Source organism: Capillimicrobium parvum, from assembly GCF_021172045.1.
Taxonomy (GTDB): Bacteria; Actinomycetota; Thermoleophilia; order Solirubrobacterales; family Solirubrobacteraceae; genus Capillimicrobium; species Capillimicrobium parvum.
On record NZ_CP087164.1, the window covers coordinates 5,457,276 to 5,482,742 of the forward strand.

General features: G+C 73.2%; 21 protein-coding genes and 1 tRNA gene. 15 read left to right on the forward strand and 7 right to left on the reverse strand.

The window, feature by feature from the left end:
* Nucleotides 1-95: 95 nt before the first annotated feature.
* Nucleotides 96-1,733 (forward strand): bifunctional diguanylate cyclase/phosphohydrolase, encoded by a 1,638-nt coding sequence (locus tag DSM104329_RS26470; protein WP_259312868.1) that lies wholly within the window; start codon nt 96-98, stop codon nt 1,731-1,733.
* 29 nt (nt 1,734-1,762) lie between these two features.
* Here DSM104329_RS26470 and DSM104329_RS26475 read toward each other — a convergent pair whose 3' ends face one another.
* Nucleotides 1,763-2,038, reverse strand: coding sequence for a DUF1905 domain-containing protein (locus DSM104329_RS26475; RefSeq protein ID WP_407655951.1), 276 nt, complete (start codon nt 2,036-2,038; stop codon nt 1,763-1,765).
* Nucleotides 2,039-2,423: 385 nt separating this feature from the next.
* On the opposite strand from DSM104329_RS26475, the gene DSM104329_RS26480 reads away from it, so the two are divergent.
* Both DSM104329_RS26480 and DSM104329_RS26485 read left to right on the forward strand, forming a co-directional pair.
* A complete protein-coding gene (locus DSM104329_RS26480; protein WP_259312870.1) occupies nt 2,424-3,029 on the forward strand; it encodes a class I SAM-dependent methyltransferase in 606 nt (201 codons plus the stop codon).
* 132 nt (nt 3,030-3,161) lie between these two features.
* Nucleotides 3,162-3,254, forward strand: a tRNA-Sec gene (locus DSM104329_RS26485).
* Between the two features lie 31 nt (nt 3,255-3,285).
* Here the strand turns inward: DSM104329_RS26485 and DSM104329_RS26490 are convergent.
* Entirely contained in the window at nt 3,286-6,462 is a 3,177-nt protein-coding gene (locus DSM104329_RS26490; protein ID WP_259312871.1) for an IPT/TIG domain-containing protein, read from the reverse strand.
* Nucleotides 6,463-6,624: 162 nt separating this feature from the next.
* On the opposite strand from DSM104329_RS26490, the gene selA reads away from it, so the two are divergent.
* From selA to DSM104329_RS26505, 3 genes are read left to right on the forward strand one after another with little or no spacing between them, the layout of a single operon-like run.
* Entirely contained in the window at nt 6,625-7,923 is a 1,299-nt protein-coding gene (gene selA, locus DSM104329_RS26495; protein WP_259312872.1) for an L-seryl-tRNA(Sec) selenium transferase, read from the forward strand.
* Nucleotides 7,920-9,425, forward strand: a complete 1,506-nt coding sequence (selB, locus tag DSM104329_RS26500) for a selenocysteine-specific translation elongation factor (protein ID WP_259312873.1) — start codon at nt 7,920-7,922, stop codon at nt 9,423-9,425. The genes selA and selB overlap by 4 nt, the downstream gene beginning before the upstream one ends.
* Nucleotides 9,426-9,437: 12 nt before the next feature.
* The gene (locus DSM104329_RS26505; RefSeq protein ID WP_259312874.1) at nt 9,438-10,952 is read left to right on the forward strand and encodes a phytoene desaturase family protein; all 1,515 of its coding nucleotides are present in this window, start codon (nt 9,438-9,440) and stop codon (nt 10,950-10,952) included.
* Here the strand turns inward: DSM104329_RS26505 and DSM104329_RS26510 are convergent.
* From DSM104329_RS26510 to DSM104329_RS26525, 4 genes are all read right to left on the reverse strand, one after another.
* Complete coding sequence (locus DSM104329_RS26510; RefSeq protein ID WP_259312875.1) at nt 10,915-11,400, reverse strand: SRPBCC family protein; 486 nt, start codon at nt 11,398-11,400, stop codon at nt 10,915-10,917. The two genes, DSM104329_RS26505 and DSM104329_RS26510, sit on opposite strands and share 38 nt — an antisense overlap.
* A 28-nt stretch (nt 11,401-11,428) precedes the next feature.
* Nucleotides 11,429-12,970, reverse strand: coding sequence for a sugar transferase (locus tag DSM104329_RS26515; protein WP_259312876.1), 1,542 nt, complete (start codon nt 12,968-12,970; stop codon nt 11,429-11,431).
* A gap of 49 nt (nt 12,971-13,019) precedes the next feature.
* Complete coding sequence (locus DSM104329_RS26520; protein ID WP_259312877.1) at nt 13,020-13,970, reverse strand: UDP-glucuronic acid decarboxylase family protein; 951 nt, start codon at nt 13,968-13,970, stop codon at nt 13,020-13,022.
* A 146-nt stretch (nt 13,971-14,116) separates the two neighbouring features.
* Complete coding sequence (locus tag DSM104329_RS26525; protein ID WP_259312878.1) at nt 14,117-14,764, reverse strand: molybdenum cofactor biosynthesis protein; 648 nt, start codon at nt 14,762-14,764, stop codon at nt 14,117-14,119.
* Between the two features lie 210 nt (nt 14,765-14,974).
* Between DSM104329_RS26525 and DSM104329_RS26530 the strand changes: the two genes are divergently transcribed.
* The 8 genes from DSM104329_RS26530 to DSM104329_RS26565 all read left to right on the forward strand — a co-directional run bounded on the left by DSM104329_RS26530 (nt 14,975) and on the right by DSM104329_RS26565 (nt 24,079).
* On the forward strand, nt 14,975-16,588 hold the full coding sequence (locus DSM104329_RS26530) for an acyl-CoA mutase large subunit family protein (RefSeq protein WP_259312879.1): 1,614 nt from the start codon (nt 14,975-14,977) through the stop codon (nt 16,586-16,588).
* Between the two features lie 131 nt (nt 16,589-16,719).
* Nucleotides 16,720-17,490: a hypothetical protein gene (locus DSM104329_RS26535; protein ID WP_259312880.1), complete on the forward strand. Its 771-nt coding sequence runs from the start codon at nt 16,720-16,722 to the stop codon at nt 17,488-17,490.
* A gap of 64 nt (nt 17,491-17,554) precedes the next feature.
* Complete coding sequence (locus tag DSM104329_RS28910; protein WP_268738862.1) at nt 17,555-18,235, forward strand: hypothetical protein; 681 nt, start codon at nt 17,555-17,557, stop codon at nt 18,233-18,235.
* A gap of 35 nt (nt 18,236-18,270) precedes the next feature.
* Nucleotides 18,271-19,341, forward strand: coding sequence for a ScyD/ScyE family protein (locus DSM104329_RS26545; protein WP_259312881.1), 1,071 nt, complete (start codon nt 18,271-18,273; stop codon nt 19,339-19,341).
* A 44-nt stretch (nt 19,342-19,385) separates the two neighbouring features.
* Nucleotides 19,386-20,957: an acyl-CoA carboxylase subunit beta gene (locus tag DSM104329_RS26550; protein WP_259312882.1), complete on the forward strand. Its 1,572-nt coding sequence runs from the start codon at nt 19,386-19,388 to the stop codon at nt 20,955-20,957.
* Nucleotides 20,958-21,058: 101 nt separating this feature from the next.
* Nucleotides 21,059-22,102, forward strand: a complete 1,044-nt coding sequence (locus DSM104329_RS26555) for an AbrB family transcriptional regulator (protein ID WP_259316260.1) — start codon at nt 21,059-21,061, stop codon at nt 22,100-22,102.
* 31 nt (nt 22,103-22,133) lie between these two features.
* A complete protein-coding gene (locus tag DSM104329_RS26560; RefSeq protein ID WP_259312883.1) occupies nt 22,134-23,252 on the forward strand; it encodes an AI-2E family transporter in 1,119 nt (372 codons plus the stop codon).
* 11 nt (nt 23,253-23,263) lie between these two features.
* Nucleotides 23,264-24,079 (forward strand): glycerophosphodiester phosphodiesterase, encoded by an 816-nt coding sequence (locus DSM104329_RS26565; protein ID WP_259312884.1) that lies wholly within the window; start codon nt 23,264-23,266, stop codon nt 24,077-24,079.
* 161 nt (nt 24,080-24,240) lie between these two features.
* On the opposite strand, the gene DSM104329_RS26570 is transcribed toward DSM104329_RS26565, so the two are convergent.
* Nucleotides 24,241-25,191 carry an ornithine cyclodeaminase family protein gene (locus tag DSM104329_RS26570; RefSeq protein WP_259312885.1) on the reverse strand — a complete coding sequence of 317 codons (951 nt, stop codon included), beginning with the start codon at nt 25,189-25,191 and terminating at the stop codon, nt 24,241-24,243.
* Between the two features lie 21 nt (nt 25,192-25,212).
* On the opposite strand from DSM104329_RS26570, the gene DSM104329_RS26575 reads away from it, so the two are divergent.
* Nucleotides 25,213-25,437 (forward strand): hypothetical protein, encoded by a 225-nt coding sequence (locus DSM104329_RS26575; protein WP_259312886.1) that lies wholly within the window; start codon nt 25,213-25,215, stop codon nt 25,435-25,437.
* The last annotated feature ends 30 nt before the right edge of the window (nt 25,438-25,467 follow it).

A 25,467-nucleotide genomic window follows, 5' to 3' on the forward strand; every position in this document is an offset into this window, starting at 1 on the left:
CCCGGCGTGCCAGTGCAGACCTACGCCAGGCCCACGATGAAGCAGCCGCTCAGCGCCGGCGCCACGAGGGTGAGCTGCGACGGCTCCGCGAAACGATGGGACGGCATCGTGCCGCAGAGGCGCGCCTGCAGCGGGCGTGGAAGGCAGAACGCGAGTGGAGCCGCGAGCTGCGGTCGCAGATCGCCCGCCTCACCGCAGAGCCACGTCGCTCCAGCGGACGTGACGACGTTCGGTCCCTCGTGCTCGAGGCGGCCATCGTGCTGTCCCAAGGCGATCGCGGAATCCTGCTCTCCCACGAGGACGCTGACGACGACGGCAAGCTCGATGTCGTTCTGTCGCGCGGCTTTGATCATGACCCGCGCGACAGCGCCGTCGCCCAGCGCTTCGCGCGTGAAGTGCTCAAGCGCGATCAGATCCTTCGCGAGGACGCGCCGGCGAAGCATGGCGAGCAGTCCACCGCGGCAGATCGGGAAATCGAGTCGCTCGTCGCGATCCCGCTCTACCTTCACGACCGATTCCACGGCGTCGTCATTTGTGCCAACCGCCCCGGCGGCTTCGAGGACGTCGAAGATGCCGTGCTACTCGCACTCGGGGATCACGCGGGCGCCGCCCTGCAGCAGGGGATGCTGCATCACCAGCTCGAGTCGGCGCACCGCGGTGCGCTCCGGACGCTCGTGGAGGCGGTTAGTGCGTTCGATCCGCTCCTGCATCGCGAGTCGGCCCGTCTGGTCGTCCATGCCCTGCATCTCGCGGCCGACCTTGGGCTCGACACCCGCGAGCGCGACGTGCTCGTGGGCGCCGTCCTGCTGCGCGCGGTCGGCTACCTCGCGCTCCCCGACAGCGTCCTGCGCAAACCGGGCCCGCTCACTGACGAGGAACGGCAGGTCGTCGAGATGCATCCGCGGATCGGCTTCAACATCATCGGCCAGGTTCCGGCGCTACGCGAGGTCGCCACCGGTGTCCTGCACCATCAGGAGCGCTTCGATGGCACCGGGTACCCCGCGGGCCTGGCCGGTGACCGCATCCCGCTCGTGTCACGAGCACTCGGTGTCCTGGAGTCCTACGGCGCGATGACGCACGAGCGCCCATTCCGCTGCTCACGTTCGGCCGAAGATGCATGCCAGGACATCATCGACGGCGCCGGCTCGCAGTTCGATCCGGAGATCGCCCAGCTCTTTGTCGAGGAGATTCGGCACTCGGCCGGCGACCCCAGCGACGACCTCGCGGAGAGTGTGCTCGAAGTGCTGCCCTACCATCCCGGCGGAGGGATCCCCGGGATGCTGGGGCCTTTCGGCGGCCCCTCCACCGACGGGCTCACGCTGCTAGGCGACCACCGCGCGCTTCAGCTCAGTGCCCGCGAGGCCATCCGTCTTGCGGGCGACGACGGAGAGCTCGCCGTCGCCTTCGTCCAGCTCGAAGACCTCCCGCGGCTGAACGACGAGGCGAGCTTCATGGTCGGCGATCGCCTGATCCAGGTCGCAGCGCGCAACCTGACGCGCGCAGCCGCCCGCCTCGGCGGAACCGCGTTCCGCGCCAGCGGGCGGCGGCTTGCGATGATCGTCCCGCTGGGCGGCCCCTTGTCGCCGGAGCACGTGGAGCAGGAGATCGCCGGCGAGTTCACCGGCGGGCCCGCCATACGCCACACCGTCGTGACCTGGAACCCGGGCGAGCGCAGTGAGGACCTCATCGCCCGCGCCCGCCACCAGCTCGCGGCCCCGGCAGCCGGCACCTGAGCACAGCCGATCGGACCGTGCGCCGGCCGTCACTTCGTCTTTCCGAGCCGCTCGTCGATGCGCACGTGGACTGTGTCGCCCGCCTCCTTGCCGATCGCCTTGCGGAGCTTCGCCTTGACGGGCAGTCGATGCGTTCCGTCGCCCTGGGCCATGAGTGCCCCGTCGAACGGCTCGCCGTCGATCTCCCCGCGGATCTTCACGAGGCCGCGCGTGCCAAAGAGCTCCGCCGCGTCGTCCATCACGACGCACGTCCACGCACCCGGGTTGTCGCCCTTCCGAAGCCGGGCGTTGAACTCTGTCAGCATGATGATCAGACTCGCGCGCACGACACAATTCATCGCTTCGCGAGCCGCGAACCTCGCCGCGAGGTCGACGCCACGGAGCGCGGCGGTCCCCTGCCCGCCGAGGCGCCGCCCGACCGCCTCCACCTCCGCGGCGTCCCGGGCGCAGATCCCCAGTGATCAGCGCCCGTGCGCCGGTGAGCTCCAGGTCCATCGGGCCGCGCTGTTGGCCGCTTGCGCCCCGAGCGAGAGGACCCGCGGACGGGGGAGTGCGCTCTTGACAAGCCCGCGAAGCGCAAGTTCTCGAGCGGTCGCGAGGTTGTTGGGCCAAGACGAGGAGAGGGACGGCCTGGGTGCGATGGTGAACGGTCGGGCAACAGCCCGTGACGCCTATCTCTCGCTGCGACGGGTGTCGGGCGAGCTGCTGGTGGACCGCCGGTGGGGAACGGAGACGTCGCGCGTGGCCGATCTCGGCGGGGTGGACGCCCCCGGCCGGGTGCGCTACGAGCCATCGGGCTATCTGGATCTGCGCCGGGTCCTGCGCCACCGCGACGTCACCCCCCAGGACGTGTTCCTCGACCTCGGCTGCGGGAAGGGCCGGATCGTCCTGCAGGCCGCCCGCTACGAGTTCGGGCGGGTCATCGGCGTCGAGGTCTCGCCGGAGCTGTGCGAGGTCGCCCGCGCCAACGTACGGGCGCGCCGAGACCACCTGCGCAGCGACGTCGAGCTCATCGTCGCCGATGCCGCGACGTTCGACATCCCGGACGACGTCACCGTGATCTACCTCTACAACCCGTTCCGAGGAGCGGTCTTCGCGGCAGCGGTCGACCAGATCGTGTCGTCGCTGAACCGTGCACCGCGCAGAGTCCGCGTGATCTACCGCACGCCGCTCGAGGAGGACGTCCTCCTCGGTACCGGGCGCTTCCGCCTGACGCGCAGCGTCCCGGGATTGCGGCCGACCCGCGCGTGGGCCCAGAAGATGTCGACCCGGATCTACGTCGCCGAACCGGCGTGACCGCGGGCTCGGCGCAGACGCCGCCGTTCGCCTAACCACTCCCACCGCCGCCGTCCCTGTCCGAACGGGCCGTGGAGACGTCCCTCGCCCACAACGCCGCCCAGAGCGAAAAGCCCGTAGAACATGGCCCCTGGAGCGGCCGGGGCCCGGTGGCCCGTCCGGTCTTCAAAACCGGGAAGCCGCGGCAGCCCCGCGGTTGGGAGGTTCGACTCCTTCGCCGCTCCGCTACTGCTTCGTGAACGTCGTCGCCGCTCCGCTACTGCTTCGTGAACGTCGTCGCGCTCGTCACCGTCCCGGACGGCGACGAGGTGTTCGTGACCGTGATCGGCCCGGTCGTGGCCGTCGCGGGGACGACGGCGCGCAGGTTGGTCGCGCTGACCAGGGTCGTGGTCGCGGCCGCGCCGTTGAACCGGACGCGGCTGGACGCGTCGAACCCCACGCCGTTGACGGTCACGGTCGCGTTCTGCGGGCCGCGGCCCGGCGAGAACGACGTGATCGAGAGCCGGACGGTGAAGTCGGTCGCGCTCGTCGCGGTGCCGCCGGGCGCGACCACCCTGACCTTGCCGGTCGTCGCGCCGTTGGGAACGGTCGCCGTGACCTTCGTGTCCGAGGCGGCGGTGAACGTCCCTGCGGCCAGCCCGTTGAACGACACGGCGGTCGCGCCCGTGAACCCGCTGCCGGTGATCGTCACCTGCGCGCCGGTGAGCCCGCTGCCGGGCGACAGGGTCGTGATCTTCGGCACCGGCGGCGCCGTGACCGTGAAGCTCGCGGCGCTCGTCGCCGTCCCGACCGCGCCGGTGGGGTTGCTCACCGTGACCCTGCCGGTCGTCGCCGACGCCGGGACCGTCGCCTTCAGCGACGTCGCCGACACGAACGTGCTCACCGCCTTCGCGCCGTTGAACTTCACGACGCTGGTCGCGTTGAACCCGGAGCCGGCGATCGTGACCTGGCTGCCCGTCGGACCGGACGCCGGCGTCAGCGACGTCACGGCGAGCATGGTGAACGTGCCGGGGCTCGTCGCGGTGCCGCCGGCGGTGCGCACGCCGATCCTGCCCGTCGTGGCGGTCGCCGGGACCGTCGCCTTGATCTGGGTCGGCGACACGACGGTGAACGTCGGCGCGGCCTTCGCGTTGAACGTCACCGCGCTCGCGCCGGTCAGGTTCCTGCCGGTGATCGTGACGACCGTGCCCGCCGGACCGCCGGTCGGGGTGAACGACGTGATCGACGGCGCCGGCGGCGCCGTGACCGTGAACGCGGCCGGGCTCGCAGCCGTGCCGGCGACGCCGGTCGTGTTCGTCACCGTCACCTTGCCGGTCGTCGCGGTCGCCGGCACGGTGGCCGTCAGCGACGTCGCCGACTTGAACGTCTTCGCGGCGGTCACGCCGTTGAACTTCACGACGCTGCCGGGGTTGAAGCCGGCGCCGGCGATCGTCACGACCGTCCCGGCCGGCCCGCTCGCCGGGGCGAGCGAGGTCACCGTGAGCGTCGGCGTGAAGTCCGTGGCGCTCGTGGCCGTGCCCTTCGGCGTGGTGACCTTGATCCGGCCCGTCGTCGCGCCGTCGGGCACCTTGGCGGTGACCTTCGTGGCGCTCGCCACCGTGAACGTCGCCGCCCTGCCGTTGAACGCCACCGCGGTCGCACCCGTGAAGTTCGTGCCGTTCACGGTGACCGTCGTGCCCGTCGGCCCGTTCGCCGGGGTGAACGACGTGATCGCCGGCGCTGCGCTCGCGCCCTTCGCCTGGGCGACCGCCTTGTCGGCCAGGATGAACCCGGAGCCGCAGTCGGTGTCGGGGTTGCCGGCGAGACTGCAGTCGATCGCGTTCGCCGGGTTGGTCATGATCGCGCGCAGCTCGTCGACGTTCATCGACGGGCGCGCGGAGATGACGAGCGCCGCGACGCCGGCCGCGCTCGGCGCGGCCGCGCTCGTGCCGTAGAACGGCTTGAACCCGGGCACCGTCGTCTGCACGCCGTCCGCCGCCGCGAGCTGCGGCTTCTGCCGGACCTGCGGCGTGCCGAAGCGCACGCCGTCCTTGTCGAACAGCCGCGTCTTGAGGCCGCGCGAGCTGAAGCTCTCCACGTCGTCATGACCGGGTTCGGCGGCGTCGATCGCCGCGACCGCCAGCGAACCCGAGGCCGACGCCGCGTCGGGGTTGATCGCATCCGACTTCGTGTCGTGCTCGATGGCGTAGGTGCCCCCGAAGCCGATCCACTTCATCAGCGGGTTGCGGGCGCCGGCGTACCGCTGGATGACGAGGCCGACCGTCTTCGCCGACCCGGTGGTGTTGGTCCACGTGATCGTCTCGCGCGGCAGGCCGGTCGCGACGTTGTCGTCGATGCTCGTGCGCAGGAAGCCGCCGTTGACGTTGGCCATGTCCACCAGGCCGGCATCGAGGTCGGTCTGCGCCTGCCCCCAGGGCTCGTCCCACTGCAGCACGATCTGGATGAACCTCCCCGGGGCGACGCTGGCCACCGACTGCACCTGATCGCCGCCGCCGAAGTCGTTGTTCTGGTTGGCCGAGGCGGCGTACGTGCCCTGCCAGCTCTGGCGGGCGCGGTTGCCGGCGGAGGCGAAGTAGCCGACGCCCGCCGCCTTGGCCGCGTCGACCGCCTGGGCGACCACGCCGTCCTGGAAGAACGGCTCGCTCAGGTAGAAGATGTCGTCGGCGATCACGCGGACGCCCGCGTTCGCCAGCGCGGTGATGTTGTTCGCCTTGAGGACCGGTCCCCCGCCGCCCGTCGCGAACAGCAGGTCCGTGATCCCGGGCGCCATGTCGTAGATGATCTCCGCCATGGCACGGCCCTCGTCGGTGCCGCCGATGTGGTCGTCGAGGATCTGGACGTTCGCCGGGAGATCGCCGGTCGCCTTCGAGCCCGACACGCCCGTCCCGACGTGGCTGATCGAGTCAGACATCACGCCGACCTTCACGCCCGCGCCGGTGGCCCCGAGTGCCCGGGCGGTCGGCCCGTTGTGCGCCGCGTCGCCCGCGGAGGTGACCGCGCCGACGTCCGTCTCGCCGGTCTCCTGCCCGGCGTCGTCCGTGCCCCATGCCGTGACCGGAGAGATCGCGCGCGTGACGTCGAGCTGCGCCACCGCGCCGGCCTGCCCGACGGCAAGCCAGCCCTCGACCAGCGCCACCGGGGCCGCGTCCGACGTGCCGGTGACCTGCATCCCGGCCGCCGCGAGCATGGCGCCGGCCGGCTTCGCGTCGCCTCGGACGGCGACGTCGACCAGCACCCGCTCCGCGCCGTCTAGCGTGAGCCGGCTGTCGGCCGCGAGCGGCGCGATGCTCTGCCCGCGCGCGTTCGCGACGGCGAGCCGGCGCAGGCTCGAATCGATCTTGCCGTCAGGCCCGGACACCGACTCCGCGGCCGCCGTGGCGGAAACGGCGAGGACGAGCAGCGACGACAGCAGCAGGACCTTCAGCGCCTTCATGCGCACAAACCCCCGGGGAGCGTTCTGTCCGAGGTCACCGTCCGTGGCCTCCGGAGCGATCCTCCATGTTCCGGATGGTCGGCGTCAACCCCAGCGCGGGGATCGCCCCATCCACGTCCGCCGAGAGGCGGGCCGCCGCCGACCTGCGACCATGGCGGCGCCGTGAGCGACGCACACGACGCCGACCCCCGCCGGGCTCTGCCCTCGGTCGACCGGCTGGCGACCGCGGTGGCCCGCGCCGAGCTCGCCGAGCGCCGGGCCGCGCTGCACGACGGCGGCGCCCCGCCGCAGGACGACCTCGTCGCGGCGGCCCGGCGGCGCCTGCGGCCGTCGCTGCGCAGGGTGCTCAACGCGACCGGCGTCGTCGTGCACACGAACCTCGGCCGCGCGCCTCTGAGCACGGCGGCGCAGGCGGCGGTCGCGGACGTCGCCGCGGGGTACAGCAACCTCGAGCTCGACCTGGCCGACGGCCGGCGCGGCTCCCGCCAGGACCACGTCGCCGCGCTGCTGCGCGAGCTCACCGGCGCGGAGGCGGCGCTGGCGGTCAACAACTGCGCCGCGGCGACGCTCCTCGCGGTCGCCGCGCTGGCCGGGCCGGACCGCGAGGTGATCGTGTCGCGCGGCCAGCTCATCGAGATCGGCGGCTCGTTCCGGATCCCCGAGGTCGTCGCGCAGGCCGGCGCCCGGCTCGTCGAGGTGGGCACGACGAACCGCACCCGCGTCGACGACTACCGCCGCGCGATCGGCGAGCGCACCGCCGCCGTGCTGCGCGCCCACCAGTCGAACTTCCGCACGGTCGGCTTCGTCGAGGAGGCCGCCATCGAGGAGCTCTGCAACCTGGGCGTGGCGGTCATCGACGACGTCGGCTCCGGCGCCCTCGCCGAGGATCTGCCGCAGCTGGCCGGCGAACCCCCGGTGCGCCGCTCGGTGCGCGCCGGCGCCGATCTCGTGGCGTTCTCCGCCGACAAGCTCCTCGGCGGCCCGCAGGCCGGGCTGCTCGTCGGCCGCCACGAGGCGATCGACCGCTGCGCGCGCCACCCGCTCGCCCGCGCGCTGCGCATCGACAAGCTCTCCCTCGCGGCGCTCGAGGCGACCCTGCAGCTGTACCGCGACCCCGAGCTCGCCCGCCGCGAGGTCCCGGTCCTCGCGATGCTCGACGCACCGCCGGAGGTCCTGGAGCGGCGCGCTCGACGCCTCGCCGAGGGCGTCGGCGGCGAGCTCGGCACCGCGGTCGCGCGCGCCGGGGGAGGAGCGCTGCCGCTGCTCGAGCTCGACGGGCCGGCCGTCGCGCTCGACCCGGGGCCGGGCGGGGCCGACGCCCTCGCCGCCGCGCTGCGCGGCGGCGACCCGCCCGTCGTCGGCCGCATCCGCGCGGGCCGGGTGATCCTCGACCCGCGCACGCTCGCCGACGACGAGCTCGACGCGGCGATCGCCGCGGTCCGCGCGGCGCGGCGACCGTGAGCGGCGCCAGCGGGCCGCTGACCCTCGGCACCGGCGGCCACATCGATCACGGCAAGACCGCGCTCGTCCGGGCGCTCACCGGCCGCGACACCGATCGCCTGCCCGCCGAGCGCGAGCGCGGCATCTCGATCGAGCTGGGCTACGCGCGCCTCGACCTGCCCAGCGGGCGCCGGCTGTCCGTCGTCGACGTCCCGGGCCATGAGCGGTTCGTGCGCACGATGGTCGCCGGCGCGACGGGCGTCGACCTCTTCCTGCTCACCGTCGCCGCCGACGACGGCGTGATGCCGCAGACGCGTGAGCACTGGACCGTGCTGCAGGCGCTCGGCGTCGAGCGCGGCGTGGTCGCGATCACGAAGGCCGACGTCGCGGATCCGGCGCCCGCCGCCGAGGAGGCCCGGGCGCTCACCGGCGCAGGCCTGCGCGCCGTCGCCTGCTCGGCCCGCACCGGCGCGGGGCTCGACGAGCTGCGCGCCGCGCTCGACGCCGCGGCCGCGCAGGCCCCGAGCCGTGCGCAGCGCGCCGGTCCGGCGGTGCTCCACGTCGACCGCTCGTTCAGCGTGCGCGGGGCCGGCACGGTCGTCACGGGCACGCTGTGGTCCGGCGAGCTCGGGTCCGGCGAGACGGTCGACCTGCTGCCGTCCGGGCGCCGGGCCCGGATCCGCGGCCTCCAGGTCCACGACCGGGCCGTCGAGCGCGCCGCCGCCGGGCAGCGGGTTGCCGTCAACCTGACGGGCGTCGACCGCGACGCCGTCGCCCGCGGCGACGTGCTCGCCACCCCCGGCGCCGGGATCGCGGCGGCCTGGATCATCGACGCGGCGCTCGACCTGCGCGTCGTGCCCCCGGGCGGCCGCGTCCACGTCCACCACGGCACGCGCGAGTCCCCCGCGCGGATCGTCGCGCTCGGCGAGGACCTCTGGCAGATCCGGGCCCGGGCGCCGCTGCTGGCGCGCGCCGGCGACCGGCTCGTCATCCGGGCCAGCTCGCCGCCCGACACCCTCGGCGGCGGGATCGTCGTGGAGCCGGGCGCACGGCGCCACGGCGCCGGCGCCGACGTCGTCGCCCGGCTGCGGCGAGCGCGCGCCGGCGAGCCGGTCGCCGAACCCGGACCCGAACCGGACGCCGAGCCCGTGGCGGCCGGGCCCCCGCCGCTGACCACCGCGGCCCTCGCGCTCGAGCAGCGCCTGCGCGAGGCCGGCCACGAGCCGCCCAGCGAGGCCGAGCTCGGCGACCTCGCCGTCGAGCTGCCCGCACTGCGCGCCGCCGGCCGCGCGGTCCGCGTCGGCCGCTCGATGTACGCGCATCCGGAGGCGCTCGACGCGGTCCGCGAGCGCGCCGTCGCGATCATCGACGCCGAGGGCGGCCTGACACTCGCCCGCCTGCGCGACGAGCTCGGCACGTCGCGCCGCTACGCCCAGGCGCTGCTCGAGCACCTCGACGCCGCGCGGGTGACGCTGCGCCTGCCCGACGACCGGCGGGTGCTGCGCCGGTCGGCGCGCGGGTAGCCCCAACCTACCGTGACCTCGGTCCTCGTCATCGGCGCCGGCCACCAGGGCCTGGTCGCCGCCATCCATCTCGCCTCAGCCGGGCTCGACGTCACGGTGCTCGAGCACGCGGCCGCGCCGGGCGGCGCGACGCGCTCGGCCGAGTGCACCCTCCCCGGCTTCGTCCACGACCTCCACGCCGGCTTCCTGCCGATGACGGTCGTCTCGCCGGCGATCCGCGAGCTCGAGATCCTCGGCGACGTCGACCTCGTCACGCCGCACGTCGCGATCGCCCACCCGTTCCCCGACGGCACCTCGATCGCGCTGCACACCGACGTGGAGGCGACGATCGCCTCGCTCGGCCCGTCGGGGCGGCACTGGCGCGAGGCGATGGACCAGCTGCTCCCGCTCGCGGACACGCTCGCCGGCACCGTGCTGTCGCCGCTGCCGCCGGTGGCCTGCACCGCCCGCCTGGCCGCCGCCCTGCGCACCGACGGCATCACCTGGGGGCGCCGGATGATCATGTCCGCCGAGGCGCTCGGCCTCGAGCTCTTCGAGGGCGACCGGCGCGCCACGGCCTGGCTGGCGGCGTCCGCCCAGCACAGCGGCCTGCCGCCCGACACGACGATCAGCGGCGCGTTCGGCTTCCTGCTGCAGCTCGTCGGCCAGCGTCACGGGTGGCCGCTCGTCCGGGGCGGCACCGGCCGGCTGGTCGACGCGCTCGTGCGCCGCGCGACGGGCGCCGGCGCGCAGATCCGCTGCGACGCAGCCGTCGAGGGCGTCCTCGTCGAACGCGGCCGGGCGGCCGGCGCCCGGCTCGCCACCGGCGAGCGCATCAGGGCCGACGCCGTCCTCAGCACGATCAGCGCGCTGCCCCTCGCCCGGCTCCTGCCGCCGGGGGCGCTCCCCGGCCGCCTGCAGCGGCGCCTCGCGCACTGGCGCTACGGCACCGGCGCGTTCAAGATCGACTACGCCCTCTCCGCCCCGGCGCCGTGGACCGCGCCGGAGGCGCGCGAGTCCGGCGTCGTGCACGTCGCCGGGGAGCTTGAGGAGCTCGCGCGCTCCGCCCAGGACGCGCAGCGCGGCGTCGTCCCGCAGCGCCCCGCGCTCGTCGTCGGCCAGCAGTCGCTGCACGACGACCGCCGCGCGCCGGCCGGGCAGCACACGCTCTACGTCTACGCCCACGTCCCCAGCCGCTACGACGTGACCGACGAGGACGTCGCCGACCGCATCGAGGCCCAGCTCGAGCGCTTCGCCCCCGGCCTGCGCGACGTCCTCCTCGCGCGCGCGGTGCGGTCGCCGGCGGCGACGGAGCGCGACAACCCGAGCCTCGTCGGCGGCGATCTCGGCGGCGGCAGCTACGAGCTCGACCAGCAGCTGATCTTCCGCCCGGCCCCCGGGCTCTCCCGCTACCGCACGCCGCTGCGCGGCCTCTACGTCGCGGGCGCCTCGACCCATCCCGGCGGCGCGGTCCAGGGCGTCAGCGGCCGGGGCGCCGCGCGCGCCCTGCTCAGCGACCGGCGGCTGCGGCGCTGGCGGGCCCCGTAGCGGTGGCGGCCTCGCCATGTTCGGCGAGCCGCTTGAGCCGGCGCAGCGACTCGGCGTTGCGCAGGTGCACGAGCGGGTCGCTGAGCGGGTTGAGGACCAGCCGGCTCGGCAGCGTCGCGGCGTGCTCGATCATCGTCACGAACGCGCTCGCCTCCCCGCGGGGCTCGACGAGCATCGTCACGTGCGCGCTGCCGAGCAGCGGCCGCGCCCGCGCGAGCAGCTCGAGGCGGTACGGCGGGTTGCCGTCGACCACCTCGGTGTAGTCGCGGACCTTGACGGGGCCGCTGCCGACCCGGTGGCGGAACCGGCTCCCGGTCGCCGGGAACTCCGGATCGGCGTCCAGGATCGTCTCGGAGCCGACGACCCACTGCCCGTAGGCGAACGCGTCGGAGAGGACCGCGAACACGCGCTCGGCGGACGCCTCGATGACGATGGTGTTGTGCGACACGAGACGCGGTCTACCCGCGTGGGCGCGGTCAGAACGCGCCGCGGCGCGAGATGACCGCCGGAAGGGTCTTCAGCAGGATCGTGAAGTCCAGGAAGACCGACCAGCGCTCGAGGTAGAGGAAGTCGAGCCGGACGAGGTCGTCGAAGTCGAGATCCGAGCGGCCCGAGACCTGCCAGAGCCCGGTGATGCCGGGCAGGACCAGGTAGCGCTTCTTGTGCCAGTCCTCGAGGCGGTCGAAGTCGCGCTGCGGGAGCGGCCGCGGCCCGACGAGCGACATCTCGCCGCGCAGGACGTTCATCAGCTGCGGCAGCTCGTCGATCGAGTACCGGCGCAGCAGCCGGCCCACCGGCGTCACGCGCGGGTCGTCGCGGATCTTGAAGATCGCCCCGCCGGCCTCGTTGAGCGCCTCGAGCTCGGCCTGCTGGCGGTCGGCGCCGTGGTACATCGTGCGGAACTTGAAGCAGGCGAACGGGCTGCCGCCGATGCCCGGCCGCATCGAGTGGTAGAGCACCGGCCCGCGCGAGGTGATCCGGACCGCCGCGGCGCTGGCGATCAGGACCGGGCTGAAGAAGAACAGCAGCAGCGAGGCGCCGACCAGGTCGAACGTCCGCTTGAGCAGGTAGTCGAAGCCCTCGAAGACCGGCGGCTTGAGCTCGAACAGCGGCACCGACTGCCCCGGGACGAACTCGGCGCGATGCACGAGGATCTCCATCGTCGACGGGGCGATGCGCACCCGCACGCCCATCGCGTGACAGCGGTCGACCAGGTCGACCGCCCGGTCCTCGGGGAAGTCCGGGTCGGCGATGATCACCTCGTCGATGCGGTTGCCCCGCATGATCTCCGGCAGGTCCTCGAAGCGCCCGAGCGACCGCAGGCCGTTGTCCGGCCGCGGGCTCAGCGAGACGAACCCGACGACGTTGATCTGCGCGTGCCCGCCGTCGTCGAGCGCGTGCGCGACGTCTTCGATGTGGCTGCCCGAGCCGACGAGCACGGCGCGCCGCTGATAGCCGGCCGCGCGCAGCAGCGCGCCGGTCAGCCACTCGTAGCCGAAGCGGAAGCTCGAGACGTACAGCACGCCGAAGAACAGCGAGCCGTAGAAGATGTAGTAGCTGGAGAAGTCCTTGCCGCTGACGAGCGCGTAGATCAGCGCGACGAGCGTGACCTGGAACAGGCAGGCGACGATCCGCGTGAGGCCGGGGCGCTCCGCCCGGTCGGCGTAGAGCGCGGATCGCGCGAACAGCAGCACCGTGAGCAGGTATGCGAAGGAGACGATGTCCTTCGTCTGCTGGAACACCGCGTGGGTGTCGAGGCCGCCGCGGACCGCCGCCTTGAGCGCCAGCGCGGTGAAGATCGCCAGGAAGACCGCGACGAGGTCGAGGCCCATGAGCGACAGGATGCGCGCGGTGCGCCGCAGCGTCTCCAGGCGCAGGAGGAAGGACAGCGCCGGCGGGCGCTTGCGGCGCATGTCGACACCGGGCGGGGCGTAGGTCGACATGCGGACGTACGGGATGTTCCCGCCGTCGTTCTCCGACCGCTCCTGCGATCCGGCTTGCGCTGTGTCCTGGGCCATTTCTCCAATCCGCTGCAACGGCGCAGCTTCGGCGAAGTTGTGAGGTAGGTCAGTGCGCGCCGGTGCCGACGAGCGTCTCGACACCCGCTTCGTCGATCGTCCGGCGCAGTCCTTCGCGCAGGCCGACCTCGGGCTCCCAGCCCAGCACCTGCTTGGCCAGGCTCGTATCGGGCTGACGAACCTTCGGATCGTCCGTGGGCAGCGCCTCGTGGACGACCTCGGACTTCGAGCCGGTGACCTCGATCACCGCGTTCGCCAGCTCCATCAGGGTGTACTCGTCGGGATTGCCGATGTTCACCGGGTAGTGATAGTCGGACTCGGCCAGCGCGATGATGCCCCGGATCAGGTCGCTGACGTAGCAGAAGCTCCGGGTCTGGCTGCCGTCGCCGAAGACGGTCAGCGGGCGGTCCTGCAGGGCCTGGCGCAGGAACGTCGGGATCGCGCGGCCGTCGTGGGGGCGCATCCGCGAGCCGTAGGAGTTGAAGATCCGCACGATCGAGGTGTCCACGCCCTGCTGGCGGTGGTAGGCCATCGTCAGCGCCTCGGCGTAGCGCTTGGCCTCGTCGTAGACGCCGCGCGGGCCGATCGGGTTCACGTGGCCCCAGTAGGACTCGGGCTGGGGGTGGACCTGCGGATCGCCGTAGACCTCGCTCGTCGAGGCCAGCAGGAAGCGCGCGCGGTGCAGCTTGGCCAGGCCGAGCGTGTGATGCGTGCCGTACGAGCCGACCTTCAGCGTGTGCAGCGGCAGCCGCAGGTAGTCGATCGGCGACGCCGGCGACGCGAGGTGGTAGACGACGTCGACCGGCTCCTCCACGAAGTAGGGGTCGGTGATGTCGACGTTGAGGTGGACGAACTCGGGCTTGCGGATGTGCTCGATGTTCGCCAGCGAGCCCGTCTCGAGGTTGTCGACGCAGATGACGCGGTGGCCGCGAGCCAGCAGTTCATCGCACAGATGCGACCCGAGAAAGCCCGCGCCACCGGTGACGACGCACGTGGCCATGCCCGGAGACTCTACGCGCTCGACTTTGCAGCAAGCTTTTTGAGCCGCACCGGGCAGCGTTTGCAACGCGGCTTGCTCTTGCAGCACTTCTTCTTCGGCTTCAGCGGCTTGCCCATGGCGACCGCTCATGTTAGGGCGCCCGAATCTCAGCCGGGTGACGGGGTCGATCCCTCGACCCACTCGCCCTCTTCGCGCTTCCAGATCGGCAGCTGCGCCTTGATCGTGTCGATCATCGCCCGGGCGCCGGCGAACGCCTCGGCCCGGTGCGGCGCGGACGCCGCGACGATCACGGAGGCCTCGGCCAGCGGCACGCGCCCGATGCGGTGCTCGGCGGCGCCCGCACACAGGCCGTGCTCGGCGACCGCGGCCTCGACGATGCGCTCGAGCTCCGGCAGGGCCATCTCCGCGTAGGCCTCGTAGTCGAGGTGTGCGACGTCGCGGGTCGTGCCCGAGAAGGTGACGACCGCGCCGGCACGCGGGTCGCGGACGCGTTCGAGCAGCGCGTCGACCGACAGCGGCTCCTCGGTGACGCGCGCCCAGGTGCCGCCCGCGGCCTGCGGCGCGGCGCCGCCGGACACGGGTGGGACGAGGGCGAGCTCGTCCGAGGCCGAGAGTGGATGGTCCGCGCGGACGTACTCGCGGTTGACGGCCATCACGAGCGGCAGGCCGGCGGCCAGATCGCCGACGGCGTCCAGGGCATCGGCCACCCGCGCGTCGTCGGGCAGGTCGAGCTCGATCTCGCGGCGCCCGGCGCGCTCGCGCAGCTGGGCGAAGAGGCGGACGCGGACGAGCATGGGTCCAAGGCTACCCAGCCCCCGTGTGCGGCGCGGCCGAAGCCGCACCGCACACGTCTCCCCCCTCGACATGAGAAGAACTGCCGGCGCGCATCCGTGCTTGCGCCGGCGGCGCATTCTTCGCGCCCGAGACGGTCCGGGGCCATCGAACGTTCGTCCACGAGCCGCGGGAGGGCTCCGCGAGCTGCCTGGAGGGTAGCCTCTGAGGGCATGGCCACGACCCCCGAACGACTCACCGTCGCGCCCATCGTGGGACCCGACGACCCACGCCGCTTCACCGACTCGGGGATCGAGGTACAACCGCTCTACACCGAGGCCGATCTGCCCGAGCAGCTCGACCTCGGCGAGCCGGGCGAGTACCCGTACACGCGCGGGCCGCATCGCGAGATGTACCGCAAGCAGCTGTGGACGATGCGCCAGTACGCGGGCTACGCCACGGCGAAGGAGTCCAACGAGCGCTACCGCTACCTGCTCTCGCAGGGCGGCACCGGGCTGTCGATGGCCTTCGACCTGCCGACCCAGCTCGGCCTGGACTCCGACGACCCGCGCTGCCTCGGCGAGGTCGGCCGTACCGGCGTCGCGATCGACACGATCGACGACATGCGCACCGCGTTCGACCGGATCCCGCTCGATCAGGTCTCGACGTCGATGACGATCAACGCACCCGCCAGCGTTCTGCTGCTCCTGTACGAACTGGTGGGCGAGGAGCAGGGCGTGGAGTCCAAGGCGCTGCGCGGGACGACGCAGAACGACATCCTCAAGGAGTACATCGCGCGCGGAAACTTCATCTACCCGCCGGAGGGCGCGATGCGCCTGACGACCGACCTGTTCGCGTACTGCCGCGAGAACGTGCCGAGGTGGAACACGATCTCGATCTCCGGCTACCACTTCCGCGAGAAGGGCTGCAGCGCCGTCCAGGAGGTCGCGTTCACGCTGGCGAACGGGATCGCGTACGTGCAGGCCGCGATCGACGCGGGCCTCGCCGTCGACGACTTCGCGCCGCGCCTGGCCTTCTTCTTCAACGGCCACAACAACGTCTTCCAGGAGGTCGCGAAGTTCCGCGCCGCCCGGCGGATGTGGGCGCACATCATGAAGGAGCGCTTCGGGGCCGAGAACCCGAAGTCGATGATGCTGCGCTTCCACACGCAGACCGGCGGCGTGACGCTGACCGCCCAGCAGCCGCAGAACAACATCATGCGCGTGGCGCTGCAGGGCTTCGCCGCGGTGTGCGGCGGCACGCAGTCGCTGCACACCAACGGCTACGACGAGGCGCTCGCGCTGCCCACCGAGCGGGCCGCGAAGCTCGCGCTGCGCACGCAGCAGGTCATCGGCTACGAGTCGGGCGCCGCCGACACGGTCGATCCGTTCGCCGGCTCGTACTTCGTCGAGGCGCTCACCGACGAGATCGAGTCGCGCGCCCTGGAGCTGATCGGAAAGGTCGACGAGCTCGGCGGGTCCGTCCAGGCGATCCACTTCATGAAGAACGAGATCGAGGAGAGCGCCTGGGGCTACCAGGAGCGCTACCGCATCGGTCAGGACGTCGTCGTCGGCGTCAACAAGTTCGTCGAGGACGACATCGAGATCGAGGATCTCCTGCGCGTCGACCCGCAGACCGAGCGCGAGCAGGTGGACCGCCTGACCGCGTTCAAGGCCGACCGCGACCACGAGGCCGTGGCCCGGCGGCTCGAGGCGATCCGGGAGACCGCGCGCGGGACCGGCAACCTGCTGCCCTTCCTCAAGGACGCGCTGCGCGACCGCTGCTCGATGGGCGAGGTCTGCGGCGCGATGCGCGACGTCTTCGGCGAGTACCAGCCCAGCGACTGACCGCCCCCGGGCGGCGGCTCGCGGGGGCCGCGAGGGCCGCGGCCGTACCGCATCGCACCGGATTCCGCTACCGGCACTCGACGAATAGCCGATTTCCGTGGCGTTGGCGGGTTGGCAGGCTGCCGCCACCCATGCGCCTTCACGTCCTGATTCCCGCCACCGTCCTCGCCACCTTCGCCCTCGCCGGCCCGGCGCTGGCTACCGAGGTCAACCCGCCCGCCCAGACGCGCCAGTTCGACGTCGCCCCCGCCCGGGTCGCCGTCACCGGCGCGCCGGCGAACACGAACATGCTGGTCCGCCTGATCCGGGCCAACGGCAGGGTGGCCAGCGAGTGGAGGAACTCCGGTCCCACCGGCGCCTTCAACTACGGGTGGTGGGGCAAGGCGATCGGTACGGACACGCTGCGGGTCTGCCCGGACGCGGCCATGGACGGCACCTGCGACTCGGCGTTCGTCCAGTCGATGATGACCTGGACGCAGTACCCGGCGATCCGCTCCTACAAGAACAGCGTGGCGGGCGTCGCCACCGCGCGCTTCGACGGCGGCCGGCAGGTCTCGTTCAACATGAACGTCGCGTGCGTCCCGGGCGGGGCCCTCTTCCAGTGGCAGGCGTTCTTCCTCATGGCGTGGGATGACGGCGCCGGCCACCATCGGTTCACGAGCGACTACATGTCGTCGAACTCGTGCGTGCTGCGAGGCGACGGCGGCTACGACCTGACCGTGTTCGGTTGGGGCCGCGACGCGACCGATGCCGCGTACCCGTACAAGATCATCCTGACCGTGCCGAACGGCAGTCCGACGACCGTGCGCCTGGGCATCGGCAACGCGCCCGCCGGACTCGACTGGGACTTCCTCAACGGCGTCCTGAAGAGCAACAGCAGGCTCCAGTACCTCCCCGGCTGACGCGCACCTGAACGACCCCTTCCGGAGGAAGGAGTCCGCGCGCCGGCCCGGAAATCCGCAGGCGATGCAGGTTCAACGCACGCTGGTCAAGTCGCCGCCCGAGATCTGGACGGAGGTATCGGACGTGGAGGCGCTGACGCGCCATCTCGGCGAGTTCGGCGAGATCACGATCACCAAGGTGGAGCCCGAGACCAAGGTCGCCTGGGAGGGCGAGCACGCTTGCGGCACGGTCGAGTTGACCGCTTCGGGCTGGGGAACGACGGTGGTGCTGACGGCCGAGGCGGTGAAGCCGGAGCCCGTCCCGCCGGCGACGCCGCCCTCGCCGATCGGCGGCCCGCAACCCGGGCCGCCTGCCGAGGCGGCGGAGCCGGAGCCCGTCCCGGCGGCGACGCCGCCCTCGCCGATCGGCGGCGCGCAAACCGGGCCGCCCGCCGAGGCGGCGGCGGGCGCTCCGGCGCAGCCCGCCGATCCGCGCGTCGCCCCTCGGAGCCGGTGGCGGCGGCTGCGGTTCTGGCGGCGCGACGCCGTGGGCCCAACGCCCCCGACGCCGGGGCCGGCGCCGGGTCCGCCGGCACCGCCGGCTCCGGATCCGGTGCCTCCGACGCCCACGCCGGACCCCGGGCCGCCCGGTCCTCCGGATCCCCGACCACCGCAGATCTCCAGCGATCCGGCGGAGACCGAGGCGGTCCTCACGCGGGTGCTCGACCACCTCGGCCAGGCGCACCACCGGCCCTTCACACGGTAGATCGCCGGCCGTAGACTCCCGCCTGGGAGGCGAGCATGCTTCGCGCGGCCATCGTCACTGCGGCACTGTGCGCCGTCGCCGTCGCGGCGCCGGTCCAGGCCGCTACGACGGTCGTCGCCTCCCGGCTCGATCGGCCTCGCGGCCTCGCCTTCGCACCGGACGGCACCCTGTACGCGGCGCTCGTCGGCCACGGGGCGACCGGGCCGAGGACGAAGCGCAGATGCAACCGCGAGGGCTGCTTCGGAGCGACCGGGCGGATCGTCCGCGTCGGCCCCGGAGGCGCGGTCTCCGACGTCGTGACCGGCCTGGTCTCGATGCTCTCCGGTCCCGACGCCTCGTTCGTCATCGGCGCCGACCAGCTCACCGTGCTCCCAGACGGCCGGCTGGCCAGCGCGATCACGGCGGAGTTCAACGACGGTCATAGTCGCCCGCCGCGGCAGGTGCCGCGCCGGGTGCGCGCCCAGGTCGGGCGGCTGGTCACCGTCCGGCCCGGCGGGCGGCTTGCGCTCGGACCGCGCCTGGACGCTCCGGAGCTGGCCTTCGACGCCGACCACGAGGGCAAGATCTCCAACCCGTACGGGATCGCCGCGCTCGGCGACGCCATCTACGTCAGCGACTCGGCCGCCAACACGCTGCTCGAGATCCGGGGCGGCGCGGTCGGTGTCATCGCCGTCTTCCCGCCGGTCGCACCTGGCGTCCAGTCGGTGCCCGCCGCGCTGACCGCGGGCCCCGACGGCGCGCTGTACGTCGGGGAGTTCACCGGCGGCGGATCGACCCCCGGAAGCGCCCGGATCTGGCGTGTGGTCCCAGGTCAGGCTCCGACCGTCTACGCCACCGGGCTCAGCAACGTGACCGCGCTCGCCGCCGCGCCCGACGGGTCGCTGTACGCCACCGAGTTCGGCCAGGGCAGCGGCGGCGACGTCGTGCGCATCGCCCCTGACGGGACGCAGACGCGGCTGGGCGTCGGCGAGCTGCACGAGCCCGGCGGTGTGGCCGTCGCGCCCGACGGCACGGTGTACGTCTCGAACTGGACCCTGTCGGGGGCGCACCGGGAGGGCTCCGCGCCGCGCCTTCGCCACACGGGCGCGATCCTGCGGCTCGGGTGACCGGCCGCCGGGGTCGAACACCGGGTCAATAGCATCGGCGCCCCATGACCCAGCGCCAGCACAACCCTGAGACGTTCGACGAGAAGCTCGCGCAGCTGGAGGAGCTGCGCCAGGCCGCGGCGCACTCGTCGCCCGAGGCCGAGGAGAAGCAGCACGCACGCGGGAAGTACACGGCGCGCGAGCGGATCGAGAAGCTGCTGGACCCCGGCTCGTTCCAGGAGCTCGACACGTACGTGCGCCACCGCACGATCGACTTCGACATGCAGCGCAACCGGCCGTGGGGCGACGCGGTCGTCACCGGGCACGGGACGATCGAGGGCCGCCGGGTGTGCGTCTTCAGCCAGGACTTCACCGTCTTCGGCGGATCTCTCGGCGAGGTCATGGCCGAGAAGATGTGCAAGATCATGGACCTGGCGGCGAAGATCGGCTGCCCGGTCATCGGGATCAACGACTCGGGCGGCGCGCGCATCCAGGAGGGCGTGGTCTCGCTCGGCGCCTACGGCGACGTGTTCCTGCGCAACGTCCGCAGCTCCGGCGTCATCCCCCAGATCAGCCTGATCATGGGCCCGTGCGCGGGCGGCGCGGTCTACTCGCCCGCGATCACCGACTTCATCTTCATGGTGAAGGAGACGTCGCACATGTTCATCACCGGCCCCGACGTCATCAAGACGGTGACGGGCGAGGAGGTCGGCTTCGAGGAGCTCGGCGGCGCGATGTCGCACAACACGAAGTCCGGCGTCGCGCACCTGGCGGCCGACGACGAGGACCAGTGCATCGAGGACACGCGGTACCTCATGAGCTTCCTGCCGCAGAACAACCTCGAGATCCCGCCGCGCGTCCAGCCGACCGACGACCCGATGCGCATGGACGAGGAGCTCAACACCGTCGTCCCGGCGGATCCCACGAAGCCCTACGACATGCGCGACGTCGTGCGGCTCATCGTCGACGACGGCGAGTTCTTCGAGATCCAGGAGCACTTCGCCCAGAACATCGTCATCGGCTTCGCCCGCCTGAACGGCATCTCGATCGGCATCGTCGGCAACAACCCCCGCGCGATGGCGGGCGTGCTCGACATCGCCGCCTCGGAGAAGGCGGCGCGGTTCGTCCGCACGTGCGACGCGTTCAACGTCCCGATCCTCACGCTCTGCGACGTCCCCGGCTTCCTGCCCGGCACGACCCAGGAGTGGGGCGGCATCATCCGCCACGGCGCGAAGCTGCTGTACGCGTTCGCCGAGGCGACCGTCCCGAAGATCACCGTCATCACGCGCAAGGCCTACGGCGGTGCGTACGACGTCATGTCGTCCAAGCACCTCGGCGCCGACTTCAACTTCGCATGGCCGACCGCGGAGGTCGCGGTCATGGGCCCGGAGGGCGCGGTGAACATCATCTACCGCCGCGACATCGCCCAGTCGCCGACCCCGGACGACCGCCGCCAGAAGCTCATGGACGACTACAAGGCGCGCTTCGCCAACCCGTACACGGCGGCCGAGCGCGGCTACATCGACGACGTCATCGTCCCGATCGAGACGCGGCCGAGGCTCATCACCGCGCTCGAGACGCTGCAGACCAAGCGCGAACCGGGGCCGAAGCGCAAGCACGGCAACATCCCGCTTTGATGACCGACTAGCGGCCCGTCCCCCAACCATCGAGACGAACCACCACTAGCGGACGGCGCGGCACGTTCCGGAGCCCCCCACTCGACAAGGCGGCGTGGTGGCTGGCGCTCGGTGCCGCCACCGTCGTCGCCGCGCTGGCCGCGGGCGCCATCGGCCTTCCGAGCGCCGCGCTGTTCGCGGCCCTCCTCGTCGGCATCGTCTACGCGCTGACGCTCGCAACGCGCCATGAGCTGGTCCCGCCGGCGCCCGTCACCCGCGGCGCGCAGGCGATCGTCGGCGTCGCCCTGGGCGCCGCGGTCGACGCCGACACGCTGCGGGCGGTCGCCTCCCACTGGCTGCCGGTCCTGCTCGTGATCGTCGGGACGCTGGCGGCCTCGCTCGGTGCGGGCCTCCTCATGTCGCGCGTGACCGAGGCGGACGCGCCGACCGCCTCGCTCGGCCTCATCGCCGGCGGCGCGAGCGGCATCGTCGCGATGTCCGACGAGCTCGGCGCGGACGCGCGGATGGTCGCGTTCATGCAGTACCTGCGCGTGCTGGTCGTCGTGCTGATCGCCCCGCCGCTCGCCCATCTCTTCGCCACGGGCGGCGGCAGCGGCGGGGGCATCGACGCCGGCGGCGCCGGGCTCGCGGGCGACCTCGCCTTCACGGTCGGCTGCGCGGTCGGCGGCGTGCTGCTCGCGCAGGTGACCCGGCTGACGGGCGGCTCCGTGCTCGTCCCGCTCGCGCTCGCCGCGGGGCTGTCGATCAGCGGGCTCAGCGGCGACGCGGTCGTGCCCGACCTCGTCGAGCAGGTGGGCTTCGCGCTCATCGGCCTGCAGGTCGGCCTGCGCTTCACGGTCGCGAGCCTGCGCGAGGCTCGCAACCTGCTGCCGGCGACCCTCGTCGCGATCGTCGCGCTGATCGGCGTCTGCGCGGCGATGGCGGCGGGGATGGCGCCGCTGGCCGACGTCTCGTTCGCCGATGCGTACCTGGCGACGACCCCCGGCGGCCTGTACGCGGTGCTCGCCGCGGCCGCCGACCTCGGCGCCAACACGACGTTCGTCGTCGCCGTCCAGGCGCTGCGCGTGTTCGTCATGGTGCTCGCGGCGCCGCCGCTCGTGCGCCTGCTCGTCGGCCGCGGGCCTCCCCGGCGCGCCTCGGCGTGAGGTCCGGAGCCGGGGGTAGCTTCCCGCGGCGATGACCGCCTCGCAAACGGCGCGCAACGTCCTCGTCACCCTGCTGATCACCGCGGCGGTCTACGTCGCGTGGCTGATCCGCGACGTGGTGCTGCTCGTGGTGCTGGCGATCTTCGTGGCGGCAGCGCTGAGCGCGCCGACGGCGTTCGTGCAGCGCAGGACGCGCCTGCCACGGGCGGCGTCGATCCTCGTCGTCTACGTCGCGCTGATCGGGTTGGTCGCCCTGGTCGGGGCGATCGTCGTGCCGCCGCTCGTCGACCAGATCGAGGCGTTCGTCCGCAAGGTGCCGTCGTACGTGCACCGGCTGGAGGACTCCAGGACGATCCGCGACTGGGACGAGCAGTACGGGCTGCTCAGCAAGCTCGAGGCGCAGGCGGGCAAGCTGCCGTCGCTGCTCAAGGACGCCGCCGGCGAGCTCGAGAGCGTCACGGTCGGGGCGGTCGAGCGCGTGGTCGAGCTCATCGCCGTGCTGGCGATCGCGTTCCTCCTGCTGCTCGACGCTCCTCGGCTGACCGCGCTCGTGTACGCCCGGATCGGGCCGGCGCGCGAGGCGCGGGCGCGGCGGCTGGTCAACGAGGCGTCGGGCGCGATCACCGGGTACGTGGCCGGGGCGTTCGCGGTCGCGTCGCTCGCGGGGCTCGTCGCGTTCGTCGTCATGACGATCCTCGGCATCCCGTTCGCGATCCCGCTCGCCGTTCAGATGGCGTTCTTCGCGCTCATCCCGCTGGTGGGGTCGGCGATCGGCGCGTTCGTCATCGCGCTCGTGTCGCTGTTCGAGGGGCCGGGGACCGCGATCGCGTTCGTCGCGTTCTTCGTCGTCTACCAGCAGCTCGAGACGCACGTGCTCGGGCCCTTCGTGTACCGGCGCACGGTGGCGATGCGGCCGGTGCTCGTGATCGTCTCCGTGCTGGTGGGGGCCGCGCTGCTCGGCATCCTCGGGGCGCTGCTGGCGATCCCCGCCGCGGCCACCATCCAGATCGTCGTGCAGGAGTGGTGGCGGGCGCGGCATCCCGGCGACGCCGTACCGGATCCGCTGGGGCCGAGCGCGCTGGACGCCGCGCCGCCCGCCGACGCGCCGCCGCCGGCTGCGCCCGGAGCCCCGGAGCCGGGTCCGGCGTAGCCTGCCCGGCCATGTTCGCCGCCACCCTCCTCGCCATCGCCGCCGCCGCCACCCCGCACGTACCCGCCGTCCAGGCGCATCGCGGCGGCTCGTTCGTGGACGGGCGGGCGACCTACGCCGAAGCGACGATGCCGGCGTTCCGCGCCGCGGCCAAGCGCGGCGACGTGCTCGAGCTCGACATCCAGATGACCGCCGACGGCGTGCCCATGGTCATGCACGACGACACGCTCGACCGGACCACGGTGTGCACCGGACCCGTGTCCGCCCGCAGCGCCGCGGACATCCGGGCGGCGTGCCCGACCGACGTGCTCGGCTCCCCCGGCAGCGCGCTGGGGTCCAAGCCGACCTCCCGGCGCGCCAGCGTGCCGACGCTCGCCGAGGTCCTGGCGCTGGTGAAGAGGACGGGTGCGCGCGCGAGCATCGAGCTCAAGCAGTTGGACCCGAGCGGCGTGAGCGCCGACGCGCTGGCCGCCGCGATCCGGACCGCCGGCGTCCCGCTCGACCGCATCGTCGTGCAGTCGTTCTTCCCGCCGAACCTGCAGGCGATCTCGCGCGCACTGCCGGGCGTCGCCACCGCCACGCTGACGCTCAAGGCCGGTGAGGGCACGTCGATCGCGACCGCCAGGTCCAGCGGGAGCCGGTGGGTCTCGCCGCAGTGGCCGGTCTCGGCGTCGTACGTGCGCGAGGCCCACGCGGCGGGGCTGAAGGTCGTGCCGTTCACGCTGGACCGCGCGTCGGAGGTGCGGGCGGCCGCGACGGCGGGCGTGGACGCGCTGATCACGGATGACCCGGTGATGGCGGCTCGGGTGTTGAAGCGGCTGCGATAGGGGCTCTGCGTCCCGCTCAGCGGTGTCGGCGGGGCCGGCCGGGGCGCACGGCCCATCGAAGGGGGACGGGCCGCACGGGCGCCGCCCACGTCCCGCCACAGACGGGCCGCAAGAGCGCCGCCCACATCCCGCCACAGACGGGCCGCAAGAGCGCCGGAACGCTACAGCCCGACCGACGGCACGCTGACCTGCCCGTCGCCCACGGCCTCGAGACAGGCGATCGCGATCGCCAGGTCCTGGATCGCCAGGCCGGTCGAGTCGAACAGCGTCACCGCGTCGGGCCCCGGCCGGCCCGGCGCCTCCCCCGCCAGCACGGCGCCCAGGTCCGTCACGTCCGAGCGCGACACGATCCCCGCCTCCACGGCGCCCGTCAGCTCGCCGCCGTGCGAGGCCTGCGCCCACTCGTCGCAGAACAACCGGCACGACGCGACCGCGCCGATCGTCGCCTCCGCCTTGCCCGGCCCGTCCGCGCCGAGCATGTTCAGGTGCAGACCCGGGCGCAGGTCGCCCGCGTCGACGACGGGCTCCGCGCCCGGCGTCACGCACGACACGACGTCGCAGGCGAGCGCCTCCTCACGCGTGCCCGCACGCCAGCCGACCTCGTGGGCCAGCGCCTCGGCGACGCCGGGCCGCGGGTCGAAGCAGACGCCCTCGCGGTAGCCGGCCGCGCGCAGGCACCGGGCCGTCCACGCCCCGTGCAGGCCGCAGCCGACGATCCCCGCGGAGCGCGCGCCCGAGCGCGCCAGCGCCCCCGCGGCCACCGCCGCGACCGCGCCGGTCCGCAGCGCGGTGACCGCGCCCGCGTCGAGGAGGGCCACGGGCGCGGAGGTCGAGGCGTCGCTCACGCACACGACCCCCATGACCGCGGGCAGGCCGTGCGCAGCCGGGTTGCCGGGAAACGACGAGATCCACTTGAGCATCGCGTAGCCGCCGCCGCGTGCCGGCATCGCCCGGAAGTCCCCGTACGGCGGCGAGTCGAGGTACACCTTCGCCGGCATCACCCACTCGCCGCGGTGGTGGCGCAGGAACGCATCGCGCACGTGCGCGATCGCCGCCTGCGGGCTGACGGCGGCGAGGACGGCATCGTGGTTGAGGACCTGCAGGTCGGCCATGACCGGGTAGCCTGCCGCATCGTGCCCAACCGGCGTCCCCAGCTCGAGATCATCGCCCCCAGCGCGACGCCCGAGGAGGCGGCCGCCGTCGTCGCCGCCCTCGAGCGCTTCATGCGCGAGACCGCGCCCCTGGCGGCACCGCCCGCGCCGGCCCGCAACCCCTGGCAGCGGACCGCTCTGCTGGAGGGCACCGACCGCGGCGTCGCGGGCCCCACGCCCTGGGGCGACGCCACGCCCTGGGGCTGAAACCCCTGGAAAACCGGACCGCCGTCCGGC